The 13,528-nt window shown below is 67.9% G+C and carries 13 protein-coding genes; 2 read left to right on the forward strand and 11 right to left on the reverse strand.

Annotation, left to right across the window (positions count from 1 at the left end):
• The first annotated feature begins 125 nt into the window (after positions 1–125).
• Together nodI and EPAKOI_RS10810 are read left to right on the forward strand one after the other, a co-directional pair.
• Complete coding sequence (nodI, locus tag EPAKOI_RS10805) at positions 126–1,019, forward strand: nodulation factor ABC transporter ATP-binding protein NodI (RefSeq protein WP_423193511.1); 894 nt, start codon at positions 126–128, stop codon at positions 1,017–1,019.
• Between the two features lie 9 nt (positions 1,020–1,028).
• On the forward strand, positions 1,029–1,883 hold the full coding sequence (locus EPAKOI_RS10810; protein ID WP_124683789.1) for an ABC transporter permease: 855 nt from the start codon (positions 1,029–1,031) through the stop codon (positions 1,881–1,883).
• A 192-nt stretch (positions 1,884–2,075) separates the two neighbouring features.
• Here EPAKOI_RS10810 and EPAKOI_RS10815 read toward each other — a convergent pair whose 3' ends face one another.
• The 11 genes from EPAKOI_RS10815 to truA form a co-directional block, all read right to left on the reverse strand.
• Positions 2,076–3,284, reverse strand: coding sequence for an O-succinylhomoserine sulfhydrylase (locus tag EPAKOI_RS10815; RefSeq protein ID WP_124683788.1), 1,209 nt, complete (start codon positions 3,282–3,284; stop codon positions 2,076–2,078).
• 29 nt (positions 3,285–3,313) lie between these two features.
• On the reverse strand, positions 3,314–4,840 hold the full coding sequence (purF, locus tag EPAKOI_RS10820) for an amidophosphoribosyltransferase (protein ID WP_124683787.1): 1,527 nt from the start codon (positions 4,838–4,840) through the stop codon (positions 3,314–3,316).
• A gap of 138 nt (positions 4,841–4,978) precedes the next feature.
• Positions 4,979–5,476, reverse strand: a complete 498-nt coding sequence (locus EPAKOI_RS10825; RefSeq protein ID WP_124683786.1) for a CvpA family protein — start codon at positions 5,474–5,476, stop codon at positions 4,979–4,981.
• Positions 5,477–5,580: 104 nt separating this feature from the next.
• Positions 5,581–6,309, reverse strand: a complete 729-nt coding sequence (locus EPAKOI_RS10830) for an SPOR domain-containing protein (protein ID WP_423192190.1) — start codon at positions 6,307–6,309, stop codon at positions 5,581–5,583.
• Positions 6,310–6,369: 60 nt separating this feature from the next.
• On the reverse strand, positions 6,370–7,680 hold the full coding sequence (gene folC / locus EPAKOI_RS10835; RefSeq protein ID WP_423192191.1) for a bifunctional tetrahydrofolate synthase/dihydrofolate synthase: 1,311 nt from the start codon (positions 7,678–7,680) through the stop codon (positions 6,370–6,372).
• Positions 7,681–7,769: 89 nt separating this feature from the next.
• Complete coding sequence (gene accD / locus EPAKOI_RS10840; protein ID WP_124683783.1) at positions 7,770–8,642, reverse strand: acetyl-CoA carboxylase, carboxyltransferase subunit beta; 873 nt, start codon at positions 8,640–8,642, stop codon at positions 7,770–7,772.
• Positions 8,643–8,835: 193 nt separating this feature from the next.
• On the reverse strand, positions 8,836–9,633 hold the full coding sequence (gene trpA / locus EPAKOI_RS10845) for a tryptophan synthase subunit alpha (protein WP_124683782.1): 798 nt from the start codon (positions 9,631–9,633) through the stop codon (positions 8,836–8,838).
• Between the two features lie 20 nt (positions 9,634–9,653).
• Entirely contained in the window at positions 9,654–10,580 is a 927-nt protein-coding gene (locus EPAKOI_RS10850) for a DNA-methyltransferase (protein WP_423192192.1), read from the reverse strand.
• Entirely contained in the window at positions 10,580–11,773 is a 1,194-nt protein-coding gene (gene trpB, locus EPAKOI_RS10855; RefSeq protein ID WP_313835027.1) for a tryptophan synthase subunit beta, read from the reverse strand. The genes EPAKOI_RS10850 and trpB overlap by 1 nt, the downstream gene beginning before the upstream one ends.
• Positions 11,774–11,870: 97 nt before the next feature.
• A complete protein-coding gene (locus EPAKOI_RS10860; RefSeq protein ID WP_409558960.1) occupies positions 11,871–12,584 on the reverse strand; it encodes a phosphoribosylanthranilate isomerase in 714 nt (237 codons plus the stop codon).
• Positions 12,571–13,392, reverse strand: coding sequence for a tRNA pseudouridine(38-40) synthase TruA (gene truA / locus EPAKOI_RS10865; RefSeq protein WP_124683779.1), 822 nt, complete (start codon positions 13,390–13,392; stop codon positions 12,571–12,573). Before truA ends, EPAKOI_RS10860 begins: the two co-directional genes overlap by 14 nt.
• Between the last annotated feature and the right edge of the window lie 136 nt (positions 13,393–13,528).

A 13,528-nucleotide genomic window follows, 5' to 3' on the forward strand; every position in this document is an offset into this window, starting at 1 on the left:
CGCCGCGGCCGTCGTCGGCGCTGCTGGAATGGAGAAACCGCGACGCACCAACAATGGGCCCGGCGATGGCCGGCATAATGTTGGCATCCGCCTTCCGGGACCCAGCCTTGACTGCCATCCTCCAGATGCGCAACGTGCGCAAGCTCTACGGCGACCAGGTGGTCGTCGACAACCTCGACCTCGAAGTCCAGCCCGGCCAGTGCTACGGCCTGCTCGGCCCCAATGGCGCCGGCAAGACCACCACGCTGCGCATGCTGCTGGGGCTGACCACGCCGGCGTCGGGCACGCTGACGCTGTGCGGCGAGCCGATTCCCGAGCGGGCGCCGCAGGCGCGCATGCGCGTGGGCGTGGTGCCGCAATTCGACAACCTCGACCCCGATTTCTCGGTGATCGAGAACCTGCGGATCTTCGGCCGCTATTTCGGGCTCTCGTCGGCCGAGATCCACGCGCGCGTGCCGAAGCTGCTGGAATTCGCCCGGCTGGAAAACAAGGCCGACGCCCAGGTGCGCGAGCTGTCCGGCGGCATGCGGCGGCGCCTGACCGTGGCCCGCGCGCTGATCAACGATCCAGACCTGCTGGTCATGGACGAGCCGACCACCGGCCTGGACCCCCAGGCGCGCCATCTGATCTGGGAGCGCCTGAAGTCGCTGCTGGCCGCCGGCAAGACGATCCTGCTGACCACCCACTTCATGGAAGAAGCCGAGCGGCTCTGCAATCACCTGTGCGTGATCGACGCCGGCCGCAAGATCGCCGAGGGCAAGCCGCACGAGCTGATCGACCGCGAGATCGGCTGCGACGTCGTGGAAGTCTATGGCGACGAACTCGAACCGCTTCGCCACACGCTGACGCCGCTGGCCGAACGCACCGAAATGCGCGGCGAGACGCTGTTCTGCTACGTCCGCGACCCCGACCCGCTGCTCGCCGCGCTGCACGGCAAGGGCGGCGTCCGCTACCTGCACCGCCCGGCCAACCTTGAGGACGTGTTCCTGAAGCTGACCGGCCGCGAGATGAGAGACTGAGACATCGACATGAGCGAACAGGACCCCCGCAACCCCGACGTGGCCGCGTCCCCTGCCCTGGCGGCGGCCCCGCCGCGCCAGCACTATCCCCAGCCGCTGCTGCCGCGCAACGCGCGCAACTGGATGATGGTCTGGTACCGCAACTACATGGTCTGGAAGAAGCTGGCCATCCCGTCGATGATCGGCAACCTGGCCGACCCGATGATCTACCTGTTCGGCCTGGGCCTGGGGCTGGGCCTGCTGGTCGGGCAGGTACACGGCGTGTCGTACATCGCGTTCCTGGCGGCCGGGACCACGGCGTCGAGCGTGATGATGTCGGCGAGCTTCGAGTCGATGTACTCGGCGTTCTCGCGCATGCACGTCCAGCGCACGTGGGAGGCGATCATGCACGCGCCGCTGACACTGGGCGATGTCGTGCTGGGAGAAGTCTTATGGGCCGCCAGCAAGGCGGTGCTGTCGGGCGCCGCGATCATGATCGTGGCCGGGCTGCTCGGCTACGCGCAGTTCCCCGGCGCGCTGGCGGCGCTGCCCGTGATCGTGCTGGCCGGCATTGCCTTCGCCAGCCTGGCGATGATCGTGACGGCGCTGGCGCCGAGCTACGACTTCTTCATGTTCTACCAGACGCTGATCATGACGCCGATGCTGCTGCTGTCCGGCGTCTTCTTCCCGCTCGAACAGCTACCGGAAGGCGCGCAGAAAGCCACGCAGCTTCTGCCGCTGGCGCACGCGGTGGCGCTGATCCGTCCGCTGATGCTGGGCCGGCCCGTGGAACACGCCGCGCTGCACGTGATCGTGCTGGCAGCCTACGCAGCCGTGGCGCTAGTGGTGGCGCTGGTGCTGCTGCGGCGACGGATGCTGCGGTAAGGGGTATGCGGTAGGGGTACGCGGTGAGGGTATGCAGGGGGGGTGACTCCCCTCTCCCGCACGCGGGAGAGGGGTTGGGGGAGAGGGCCAGTGGTGCAAGCTGAGACCATCGCGTCTTGAGGCGCCGCCCCCTCTCCCCGGCCCCGCTCCCGCGCGCGGGAGCGGAGAGACAACCCGCAGCGGGCGTTAGGACTACTGCCCCAGCCCCCGCAGCAGATCGGCCTTGAGGTCTTCGACCGATTCCAGGCCCACTGCCAGCCGGATCAGCCCTTCGCTGATGCCGGCCGCGGCCTTGGCTTCGGGCGCGACGCGGCCGTGGGTGGTGGTGTACGGGTGGGTAATCGTGGTGCGGGTATCGCCCAGGTTGCCGGTGATCGAGCACAGCTTCGTGCTGTCGATCACGCGCCAGGCGTTGGCGCGCATCTGCTCCGGCGTGTCGCCCTTCAGCTCGAACGAGACAATCGCCCCGCCGCCGCTCTGCTGGCGCCGGGCGATCTCGTACTGCGGATGCGACGGCAGCGCCGGATGGAACACGCGGTTCACGGCCGGGTGCGACTCCAGGAACTGGGCCAGTTGCAGCGCGCTCTGCGAGTGGCGCTCCATGCGGATCGCCAGCGTCTCCATGCCCTTGAGCATGACCCACGCGTTGAACGCCGACATCGTCGGGCCCGCCGTCCGCACCAGCGGGAAGACCTTGCCCATGATGTAGTCGCGCTTGCCCACCACGGCGCCGCCCAGCACGCGGCCCTGGCCGTCGATGTGCTTGGTGGCCGAATGCACCACCACGTCGGCGCCGAACTTGATGGGCTGCTGCAGCGCGGGCGAGCAGAAGCAGTTGTCGACCACGAACAGCGCGCCCGCGTTGTGGGCGATGTCCGCCACGGCGGCGATGTCCGACACCTCGGTCAGCGGGTTCGACGGCGTTTCCAGGAAGAACAGCTTCGTGTTCGGGCGGACGGCCGCGCGCCACGCGCCCAGGTCGCCGCTGTCCACGTACGTCGTCTCCACGCCAAACTTGGCCAGGATCGTGTTGAACAGCGTCATGGTCGACCCGAAGATCGAGCGCGAGCTGACCAGGTGGTCGCCGGCCTGCAGCGACGCCAGCGCAACCGACAGGATCGCGCTCATGCCCGATGCCGTGGCCATGCACGCCTCGGCACCCTCCAGCGCCGCCAGCCGCGCCTGGAACATCGACACGGTCGGGTTCGTGAAGCGCGAGTAGGTGTAGCCCTCTTCCGAATTGGCAAAGCGCTCGGCGGCCTCGGCGGCCGAGTTGAAGCAGAAGCTCGAGGTCAGGTACATCGCCTCGGAATGCTCCATGAACTCGGCCGAGCGCAGGGTGCCGGCGCGCACGCCGAGGGTATCGATGCCGTAGGACTCGTCTTGGTTCGGATCGCTCATGCTGCAGTGCTGCCCAGTAGGTGTCGTTGTTATTCGTTGCCGCCCGAACGCTGCAGGTGCAGTTGCGAACGCTCGGTATCGCCGCTCGGGCCTTCGCGGTCGGCCTGGCTGCGCGCCGTTTCCAGGCGGTCCAGGTAGGCTTCGTCGATGTCGCCGGTCACGTACTTGCCGTCGAAGCACGACGCATCGAAGTCGCGCAGATTCGGGTTGATGTCGCGCACGGCCTGCTTCATCGCCTCCACGTCCTGGTAGACCAGCTGGTCCGCGCCGATCATGCGCGCCACTTCCTCGTCGGTGCGGCCGTGGGCCACCAGTTCGCTGCGCGTGGGCATGTCGATGCCGTACACGTTCGGGAACTTCACCGGCGGCGCGGCCGAGGCGAAGATCACCTTCTTGGCGCCGGCGTCGCGCGCCATCTGCACGATCTCGAACGACGTGGTGCCGCGCACGATCGAGTCGTCGACGATCAGCACGTTCTTGCCCTGGAACTCCACGCCCATGGCGTTCAGCTTCTGGCGCACCGACTTCTTGCGCACGGCCTGGCCCGGCATGATGAAGGTGCGGCCCACGTAGCGGTTCTTGAAGAAGCCCTCGCGGTACGGCACGCCCAGCGCGTTGGCCACCTGCATGGCGGCCGGACGGCTGGAATCGGGAATCGGCATGACCACGTCGATCTCGCCGGCCGGCACTTCGCGGCGGATCTTCTCGGCCAGGTAGTCGCCCATGCGCAGCCGGGCGTCATAGACGGGCACGCCGTCGATGCACGAGTCCGGACGGGCCAGGTAGACGTACTCGAAGATGCACGGCGTGAGCTGCGGGTTTTCAGCGCACTGCTGGCTGTGGAGCTTGCCGTCCAGGTCGACGAAGATCGCCTCGCCCGGCGCCACGTCGCGGTCCATCGTGTAGCCCATGCCTTCCAGCGCCACCGATTCCGATGCGATCAGGTATTCCTTGCCGGTCGGCGTGTCGATGCTGCCGATGCACAGCGGGCGGATGCCGAACGGGTCGCGCACGGCCAGCAGGCCGTAGCCCGAGATCTGCGCGGTGATGGCGTAGGCGCCCTTCACGCGGCGATGCATGCCGCTCACCGCCTGGAAGATCGTGGCCGGGTCCAGCGTCTTGCCGCCGCTGGCGCGCTGCAGCTCGTCGGCCAGCACGTTCAGCAGCACCTCGGAGTCCGAGTGCGTGTTGATGTGGCGGCGGTCGCGGCGGAACATTTCCTCGCGAAGCTGCTCGGAATTGGTCAGGTTGCCGTTGTGGGCCAGCATGATGCCGTACGGCGCGTTCACGTAGAACGGCTGGGCCTCTTCCTCGCTCGACGAGCCGGCGGTCGGGTAGCGCACCTGGCCGATGCCCGACGTGCCGGGCAGGCCACGCATGTTGCGCGTGCGGAAGACATCGCGCACCAGGCCGTTGGCCTTGTGCATGTGGAAGGTGCTGCCGTTGGCCGTGGCGATGCCGGCTGCATCCTGTCCGCGGTGTTGCAACAGCAGCAGGCTGTCATAGATCAGTTGGTTGACAGGGCTGGTGGAAACCACGCCGACGATACCGCACATGCCGAACTCCCAGGAAAGGCAAATGATTCAGGGGGCGCCATTCCGTCATGTACGCGACGGAACTGCGTTGATACTGCGCCGCGGCCGTGGGTTCGTCCAGCAGCCGCGTCTTTCGATCCGGTCAGGCCCGCTACGGGGTCAGGCCTTCACATACTTCGCCAGGTCGGGCGGCAGCCACTGCCGCAGTTCGTCCATGGCCTGCATCACATACGGGCGCGACACCGCGTCGCGCCAGAACGGTTCCTCGGGCAGCTTCGTGAGCCCGGCCACCACGACCACCAGCATCACGATCAGCACGCCGCGCGCCAGCCCGAACACCAGGCCCAGCCCGCGATCGGCCGGCTTCAGGCCCGTGGTTTCCAGCAACTGGCCCAGGATCGCCCCGGCCAGCGCCGAAACGATCCACGTGCCGAAGAACACTGCCAGGAAGCCCAGCGCGCTGCGCGTCAGCGCGCCGCCGGGCAGCGTCTCGGGCATCCATCCGGCGGCCATGCCGCCAAAGTGATAGGCCAGCACGAACGCCACCACCCAGCCCACCAGCGCCAGCACCTCGCGCACGAGTCCGCGCAGCACGCCGATCAGCGCCGACGCCACCAGGATGAAGGCGACGGCGTAGTCAAAGAAGGTAAAAGCCATGCGTGCGGCGCCGGTTCCTGTTCAGATGGGGCCGGACTGCCGCCGCGCAATGCCTGGCGCGGCCGGTCCGGGTTGCCAATGCGTCCGATGCGTCGTTTGATGCCCTATTGCTCGACGATCTTCGAGGTCAGGCCGATCGACTTCACCTTCCGGTCCGCCGCATCGGCCGCGTCGCGGCTCGGAAACGGGCCGGCACGCAGCAGGATCCGCTCGCCGTCGGCCAGCGTCTTCTTTTCCACATACGCCGGCACCTTGCTCTCCTTGAGCTTGGCCAGCCAGTTCCTTGCGCGCTCTTCCGACGAGAACGCGCCGATCAGGATCAGGTACTTGGTATTGGCGGCCGGCTTGGCGTCGGCGGGCTTGTCGGCCGGCTTGTCCGCGGGCTTGTCCGCCACCTTCGTATCGGCGGCCTTCGGCTTGTCGGCGGCCGGCGTGCTGACGATTTCCTCGCCGGCGTCCAGCGCGGCGTCGTTGCGGGCCGTGCCGGCCGAGGGCGGCAGCGCCTGCGCCTTGCGGGCCTCGACCTTCGGCTTCTGTGCGCCCTGCCCGTTGGCCACGCTGACGGCCACGTCGTCGGACACCGGGCGCGGCTTGTGCTCGAACACGATCGGCAGGACGATGACGGCCACGGCAAGCAGCACCACGGCGCCGATCAGGCGGCGGCGGGCGCGTTGTTTCTGGGGAAAGTCGGGGTCGAGGCTGTCGTCGGCGTACTCATCGACAGGCCGGCGCGATGCGCCGATGCCGGCGCCGGGTTCCGCGCGGGTACGGCGACCCCGTTCGGGTGCCGGGTCAGTGCCCTTGCGGGACGAGAACAGCGAAAGCAGGCCCATAGATGCCCAAAGAGTGGTGTCCGGTGTGATGTCGTTCCGGCCCGGGAGTTCAGCCTGGTATCAGTTGGCCTGCGTGGCGCGGTATGCCATCACGCCGGCCACCGTGTAGAACGATCCGAAGACCAGGATTCTATCATTCTCGGTTGCCCTGCCGATGGCGTCGCGATACGCCAGTTCCGGACTTGCGAAGCATGCCGCCGTATTGTCCGGGCCCTCGTGGAAGCCGGTGGCGTCCAGTGCCTCGCGCACCTGGGCGGCCGTGGCGGCCCGCTCGGTCGGCAGGTCGCACAGGCACCAGTGGTCGACCTTGTCGGCCACATGCTGCAGCACGCCGGCGATGTCCTTGTCCGCCATTGCGCCAAACACGGCGTAGGTGTAGCGGAAGAACCCCATGTTCTCCAGGTTCTGACCCAGCGTGGCCGCCGCGTGCGGGTTATGCGCCACATCGAGGATCACCGCCGGGCGGCCCGGCATCACCTGGAAGCGGCCCGGCAGCTCGACGAACGCCAGCCCGTTGCGCACTTCCTGCGCGCTGACCGGCAGCCGCGGGCGCATGGCCTGCAGCGCGGCCAGCGCCGCCGACGCGTTCAGCAACTGGTTGGCGCCGCGCAGGGCCGGATAGCCAAGCCCGTTGAGCTTGCGGTCGCGGCCGGTCCAGTCCCATTGCTGGCGCTCCTGCCCCGGCGCGGCCTGGTGGCGGAAGTCGCGGCCCACGAGCCACAGGTCGGCCCCGACGGCCTCGGCATGGTCGATGACCGATTGCGGCGGCATCGGGTCGCCGCAGATCGCCGGCACGTGCGGGCGGAAGATGCCGGCCTTCTCGTAGCCGATCTTCTCGCGCGTGTCACCCAGGTACTGGGTGTGGTCGATATCGACGCTGGTAATCACCGCGCAGTCCGTATCGATCACATTGACCGCGTCCAGCCGGCCGCCCAGCCCCACTTCCAGGATCATGGCGTCCAGCCCGGCTGCCGCGAACATGTGGATGATGGCCAGCGTCGTGAACTCGAAGTAGGTCAGGCTGACCGGATCGGCAAAGCTGGTGCGGGCGCGCTCGACGGCCTCGAAGTGCGGCAGCAGCTGCGCGTCGGTGGCCTGCTCGCCGTTCAGGCGGGCGCGCTCGTTGAACGAGATCAGGTGCGGCGACGTATGCAGCCCCACCTTGTAGCCGGCCTCCAGCAGGATGCGTTCGAGCATCGCGCAGGTCGACCCCTTGCCGTTGGTGCCGCCCACCGTGAACACCACGGCGTCGATGCGCAGACCCAGTGCTTCCTTGACGCGCGTGATGCGCGTCAGACCCATGTCGATGCCCACGGGATGGGCGGTTTCCAGGTGGTGAAGCCAGTCGGGGAGATTGTGGAAGATGGGCATGCTCGTTGACGACACTTTCGACACTACAAAAAGCAAAATGGCGCGGGTGGTGGCACCCGCGCCATTGTCCTGCAAATCACGCTACCGCGTCAGGCCACCGCATCGGCCGGCTGCTTCTGCAGCAGCGCCAGCACCTGGGCGATTTCCCCGCGCAGGCGGCGGCGGTCGACGATCATGTCGATGGCGCCCTTCTGCAGCAGGAACTCGGCGCGCTGGAAGCCTTCCGGCAGCTTCTCGCGCACGGTCTGCTCGATCACGCGCGGGCCGGCAAAGCCGATCAGCGCCTTGGGCTCGGCAATCACCACGTCGCCCAGGAAGGCGAACGATGCCGACACGCCGCCCATCGTCGGGTCGGTCAGCACGCTGATGAACGGCAGCCTGGCGTTGGACAACTGGTTCAGCATGGCCGTGGTCTTGGCCATCTGCATCAGCGACAGCAGGCTTTCCTGCATCCGCGCGCCGCCGGTGGCCGTCACGCAGATGAACGGCACCTTCTGCTCCAGCGCGGCCTGCGCGCCACGGGCAAAACGCTCGCCGACGACGGAGCCCATCGACCCGCCCATGAACTCGAATTCGAAGCAGGCCACGACCACGGGGATCGTGTGGATCGCGCCGCCCATCACCACCATCGCGTCGGTCTCGCCCGTGTCTTCCATGGCGGCCTTGATGCGGTCCGGGTACTTCTTGGTGTCCTTGAACTTCAGCGCGTCCACCGGCACGATTTCCTGGCCGATCTCGAAGCGGCCCTCGGCGTCCAGCAGCTTGTCCAGGCGCTCGCGCGACCGGATCCGCATGTGGTGGTCGCACTTCGGGCAGACATGCAGATTGGCTTCCACGTCGGTGCGGTACAGGGTGGACTCGCACGACGGGCACTTGACCCACAGCCCTTCCGGAATGCCCTTGCGGGTGGAAGGATCGGTCTGTTGAATCTTGGGAGGCAGGAGTTTATCCAACCAGCTCATGAAAGCTCCTTTCGGATAGCTGCCGCGCGCGTCGACGCCCCTCTCTGAGAGGTCGGACACCGGGACGGCAGGGAATCAGGCCGCGAATTTACCACGCCGGGCCGTCACGCGGCTAAGCAAAACGCGCCAATTGTGCATCGAACAGCACAATCGGCGCGTATTTTTTCAGCAGGCGTCACACGGCTGTCAAGGCTTACGCGTCCAGCGCCTGGCGGATGCCGGCGATGAAGGTACGCAGCGCCTCGACGGCCTGGTCGCGCGGCGCATCCTCCAGCAACTGCACCAGCCGGCTGCCGATGACCACGGCATCGGCCACGCTGCCGATGGCGCGCGCCGTCTCGGCGTCGCGGATGCCGAAGCCGACACCCACCGGCAGGTTGGCATGCTGCTTGATCAGCGGCAGGCGGGCGGCCACGCTGTCCAGGTCCAGCGTGGCCGATCCGGTCACGCCCTTGAGCGACACGTAATAGAGATAGCCGCTGGCCACGCGGGCCACGGCCGCGATGCGGGCATCGGTCGAGGTGGGCGCGAGCAGGAAGATCGGGTCCATGCCGTTGTCGCGCATCAGCCCGGCAAACGACTCGCATTCCTCGGGCGGATAGTCGACCACGAGCACGCCGTCCACGCCAGCCGCCGCGGCAGCCTTGGCGAAGGCCGCCTCGCCCATCCGCTCGATCGGGTTGGCGTAGCCCATCAGCACCACGGGCGTGGCGTCGTCGGTCTGGCGGAACTCGGCCACCCAGGCCAGCACCTGCGCCAGCGACACGCCTTGCGCCAGCGCCCGCTCGGAGGCGCGCTGGATCACCGGGCCGTCGGCCATCGGGTCCGAGAACGGCACGCCGAGCTCGATGACGTCGGCGCCACCGGCCACCAGCGCGTGCATCAGCGGCACGGTCAGCGCGGGCGCCGGGTCGCCGGCGGTGATGAACGGAATCAGGCCCTTCTTGTTCTGCGCGGCCAGCGCCGCGAAAGTCTTCTGGATACGGGACATGGTTGGCCTTGCCGGGAGTCTCAGATCAGGCGCTGCACGGCCGATGCGTCGTCATTGGCATCGTCGTTCGCGGCGTCCGGGGTCGTTGCGGGAGTATCGGGCTGGATCTGCGCGTACACCGGCTGGGCTGCCGTCACGCGCTCGCGCACCAGCGCGGCATACTGCGGATTCATCTCAAAGCCGACAAAGCGCCGGCCGTGGCGCACGCAGGCCACCGCCGTGGTGCCGCTGCCCGTGAATGGGTCCAGCACGATGCCGCCGGGCGGGCAGCTCGACAGCACCATGCGTTCGACAATCTCCAGCGGCTTCTGCGTCGGATGGTCGGCGCGCTCGGGGTCCTGGCGGTGGATGCGCGGCACGCTCCACAGGTCCTTGGGGTTGTAGCCCACTTCCAGCCACTTCTTGCCTTCGAAACGCGGCCGGCTGCGCGCCTTCTTGGTCTCGGCGTCATACGGGATGCGCACCGGGTCCAGGTCGAAGTAGTAGTCGCGCTGGCGGGCAAAGAAGCCGATGTTGTCATGCACCGACGAGAACTTGCGCGTGGTGCCGCCCATGCTGGGCACGCGGCGGTCCCAGATGATCTCGTTGATCATCGTCAGCCGCTTCTTGAGCATGACGAACAGCTCGGGCGAGTACTGCCACGTGCAGAACAGGTACAGCGTGCCCTTGGGCGCCAGCTTGGGGATGATGGCGTCCATCCAGCGCTCGGACCATTCCAGGTAGGCGTCGCCGGACAGCAGGTCGGAGTCGTTGCCGTAGTCCTTGCCCAGGCCGTAGGGCGGATCGGCGACGATCAGGTCGATCGACTGGTCCGGGATGCGCCGGATGCCTTCGAGCGCGTCTTCCTGGTACAGGCGGACCACGTCGGTGTCCAGGATGTCGAACGGCGCCGCGGCGCCGCCCTCTTCCACTTGTGACGATGCAGTTTCAGGGGGCAGCGCGCGCATTACAGCTTCAGCCCCGCACGTTCGGCCACCGTATGCATGTCCTTGTCGCCGCGGCCGGACAGGTTCACGAGCAGCAGCTTGTCCTTCGGCAGCGTCGGCGCCAGCTTGCAGGCGTAGGCGATGGCGTGGCTGGACTCCAGCGCCGGGATGATGCCTTCGATCCGGCAGCAGTCATGGAACGCCTTGAGCGCCTCGTCGTCGGTAATCGGCACGTACTGCGCGCGGCCGATGTCCTTGAGCCACGCGTGCTCCGGGCCCACGCCGGGGTAGTCCAGGCCGGCCGACACCGAATGGGTCTCGATGATCTGGCCGTTGTCGTCCTGCAGCAGGTAGGTGCGGTTGCCGTGCAGCACGCCGGGCGAGCCGCCGGTCAGCGACGCCGCGTGGCGGCCCGTCTCCAGGCCGTCGCCGGCCGCCTCCACGCCGATCAACTGCACGTCCTCGTGGCCGATGTACGGGTAGAAGATTCCCATCGCGTTCGAACCGCCGCCCACGCAGGCGATCACGGCGTCCGGCTGGCGGCCGGTCATCTCGGGCATCTGCACCTTCGATTCCTCGCCGATCACGCACTGGAAGTCGCGGACCATCATCGGGTACGGATGCGGGCCGGCCACCGTGCCGATGATGTAGAACGTGGTCTCGACGTTGGTCACCCAGTCGCGCATCGCCTCGTTCAGCGCGTCCTTGAGCGTCTTGGAGCCGCTTTCCACCGGCACCACCGTGGCGCCCAGCAGCTTCATGCGGTAGACGTTGGCCGCCTGGCGGCGCACGTCCTCGGAGCCCATGTAGACCACGCATTCCATGCCGAAGCGCGCGGCGATGGTGGCCGTGGCCACGCCGTGCTGGCCGGCGCCGGTCTCGGCGATCACGCGCTTCTTGCCCATGCGACGGGCCAGCAGCGCCTGGCCGATGACGTTGTTGATCTTGTGCGCGCCGGTGTGGTTCAGGTCCTCGCGCTTGAAGTAGATCTGCGCGCCGCCAAGCGTCTCGCTCCAGCGCTGGGCGTGGTAGATCGGAGACGGGCGGCCGACGAAGTGCTTCAGCTCGCGCTGGAATTCGGCGTTGAAATCGGCGTCCTGCTGGTAGTGCGCATAGGCTTCGCGCAGCTCGTCCAGCGCATGGACCAGCGTTTCGGAAACGAAGCTACCGCCGTAGGGGCCGAAATGGCCTCGGGAATCGGGCAAGTCGTACATGTCCAGGCTCTCAGGTGGCGCTCCGCGCAGCGGGCGGCGGAGCGCATCAAATTTGGAATCGGGCAGCGGGCGGGGGTGGCGCAGGGCCGGTCCGGGGCTACCGGCCGGCCAGGGCTGCGTCCGCCATCCGCACTGCGCGCACGAATGCGGCAATGCGGGCGTGGTCTTTCACACCCTTGCTCGCCTCCACGCCGCTGCTGACATCGACGGCGTAGGGGCGCACGCGCTCAATCGCACCAGCGACGTTTTGCGCGTTCAACCCACCACTCAAAACGATGCGAGGTGCGTCGTTTGCGGACGGGTTGGCAGGATTGGGCGGAAGCCATGGGGCAGGAATCAGGGTCCAGTCGAAGACGTGGCCGCCACCGCCGTAGCCCTCGACAAAGGCGTCGAGCAACAGGCCGGCGGCGTCACGGTATTGATCGGCGAATTCTACCAAATCAAGGCCCTGCTGGACACGGGCCGCGCGCATGAATGGCAGCCGGCAGCGCCGCGCCGTCTCGGTGCATTGCTGCGGCGATTCGTCCCCATGAAACTGAAGTAGCGTCAACGGCACCCGCTCGGCCACGTGGGCCACTTCCTCGGCATCGGCATTGACGAACAGCCCGGTCACGGTCACGAACGGCGGCACCTGCTCGGCCAGCGCGGCGGCGTGGGCGACGTCGACGTAGCGCGGGCTCTTGTCGTAGAACACCAGGCCGATGGCGTCGGCGCCGGCGTCCACGGCCGCGCGGACGTCCTCCGGCCGCGTCAGGCCGCAGATCTTGATGCGTGTGCGCGGGGGCACGGGGCCGGAATCAGGCGCCATCATCGGCAAACACTCCGTGAAAGAGGCTGGCGGACGCATCCGCCCGGGGGAGCCGGTACGGCTCAGGATACTTCACGCCGACCAGGTACAGGCCGTCGGGCATGAACGTCGGCGCGGCCTTCTGCCGGCTGCGGCCGGCCAGCACCTCGGCCAGCCACTCGGGCGGGTAGCGCCCGCGCCCCACCGCCACCAGGCAGCCCATCAGGTTGCGGACCATGTGGTGCAGGAAGGCGCTGGCGCGGAATCGCAGAAACACCCACGGCCCGTCGGCCTGGATCGTCACGTCGTAGAGTGTCTTGACCGGCGACCTGGCCTGGCATTCGGCGGCGCGGAAGGCCGAGAAGTCGTGCTCGCCGATCAGGCAGGCGGCCGCCGCGCGCATCGCGTCGACATCGAGCCGCTGGCCCGGCGGCAGCATCTGGTAGCCGGCCCGGCCGTGGATCATCGGCACCCGGTGCGGCCCGGTGTAGAGCGCGTAGTAGTACATCCGCTCATAGGCCAGAAAGCGCGCGTGGAAGCCCGCGTCGACCGGCTCGGCCCATTGCAGCGCGATGGACGGCGGCAGGAATGCGTTGACGCCGCGCACCCACGAGAACTTGTCGCGATCGAGCACCGTATCGAGATGGATCACCTGCCCCAGCGCATGCACGCCGGTGTCGGTCCGCCCCGCCACCGTGGTCAGCAGGCGCGTCCCGGCAAAGCGCTCGATGGCGTCTTCCAGGTGGTCCTGCACGGTATTGCGGTGGGGCTGCGACTGCCAGCCCGAGAAGGCCGACCCGTCGTAGTGGAGTCCGATGGCGATGCGATTCATGGAGGGGACGATGCGCAAAAACAAAATGCGCCGGAAGGGACGCTTCCGGCGCATCGCTTCGGGCCGCGGCGCGCCCGATCTCCGGCGTGCCGCAAACCCTGCATCATACCGGCCTTTGGGGCGGAACCCGCGGGCC

It is taken from the genome of Cupriavidus sp. H18C2 (genome assembly GCF_049393795.1).
GTDB lineage: Bacteria > Pseudomonadota > Gammaproteobacteria > Burkholderiales > Burkholderiaceae > Cupriavidus > Cupriavidus pauculus_C.

What these genes read in the sequence shown, in the direction of transcription:
- nodI (WP_423193511.1), top strand. Translation starts at nt 126, where the DNA reads ATGCGCAACGTGCGCAAGCTCTACGGCGACCAGGTGGTCGTCGACAAC.
- EPAKOI_RS10810 (WP_124683789.1), top strand. Translation starts at nt 1,029, where the DNA reads ATGAGCGAACAGGACCCCCGCAACCCCGACGTGGCCGCGTCCCCTGCC.
- EPAKOI_RS10815 (WP_124683788.1), bottom strand. Translation starts at nt 3,284, where the DNA reads ATGAGCGATCCGAACCAAGACGAGTCCTACGGCATCGATACCCTCGGC.
- purF (WP_124683787.1), bottom strand. Translation starts at nt 4,840, where the DNA reads ATGTGCGGTATCGTCGGCGTGGTTTCCACCAGCCCTGTCAACCAACTG.
- EPAKOI_RS10825 (WP_124683786.1), bottom strand. Translation starts at nt 5,476, where the DNA reads ATGGCTTTTACCTTCTTTGACTACGCCGTCGCCTTCATCCTGGTGGCG.
- EPAKOI_RS10830 (WP_423192190.1), bottom strand. Translation starts at nt 6,309, where the DNA reads ATGGGCCTGCTTTCGCTGTTCTCGTCCCGCAAGGGCACTGACCCGGCA.
- folC (WP_423192191.1), bottom strand. Translation starts at nt 7,680, where the DNA reads ATGCCCATCTTCCACAATCTCCCCGACTGGCTTCACCACCTGGAAACC.
- accD (WP_124683783.1), bottom strand. Translation starts at nt 8,642, where the DNA reads ATGAGCTGGTTGGATAAACTCCTGCCTCCCAAGATTCAACAGACCGAT.
- trpA (WP_124683782.1), bottom strand. Translation starts at nt 9,633, where the DNA reads ATGTCCCGTATCCAGAAGACTTTCGCGGCGCTGGCCGCGCAGAACAAG.
- EPAKOI_RS10850 (WP_423192192.1), bottom strand. Translation starts at nt 10,580, where the DNA reads ATGCGCGCGCTGCCCCCTGAAACTGCATCGTCACAAGTGGAAGAGGGC.
- trpB (WP_313835027.1), bottom strand. Translation starts at nt 11,773, where the DNA reads ATGTACGACTTGCCCGATTCCCGAGGCCATTTCGGCCCCTACGGCGGT.
- EPAKOI_RS10860 (WP_409558960.1), bottom strand. Translation starts at nt 12,584, where the DNA reads ATGATGGCGCCTGATTCCGGCCCCGTGCCCCCGCGCACACGCATCAAG.
- truA (WP_124683779.1), bottom strand. Translation starts at nt 13,392, where the DNA reads ATGAATCGCATCGCCATCGGACTCCACTACGACGGGTCGGCCTTCTCG.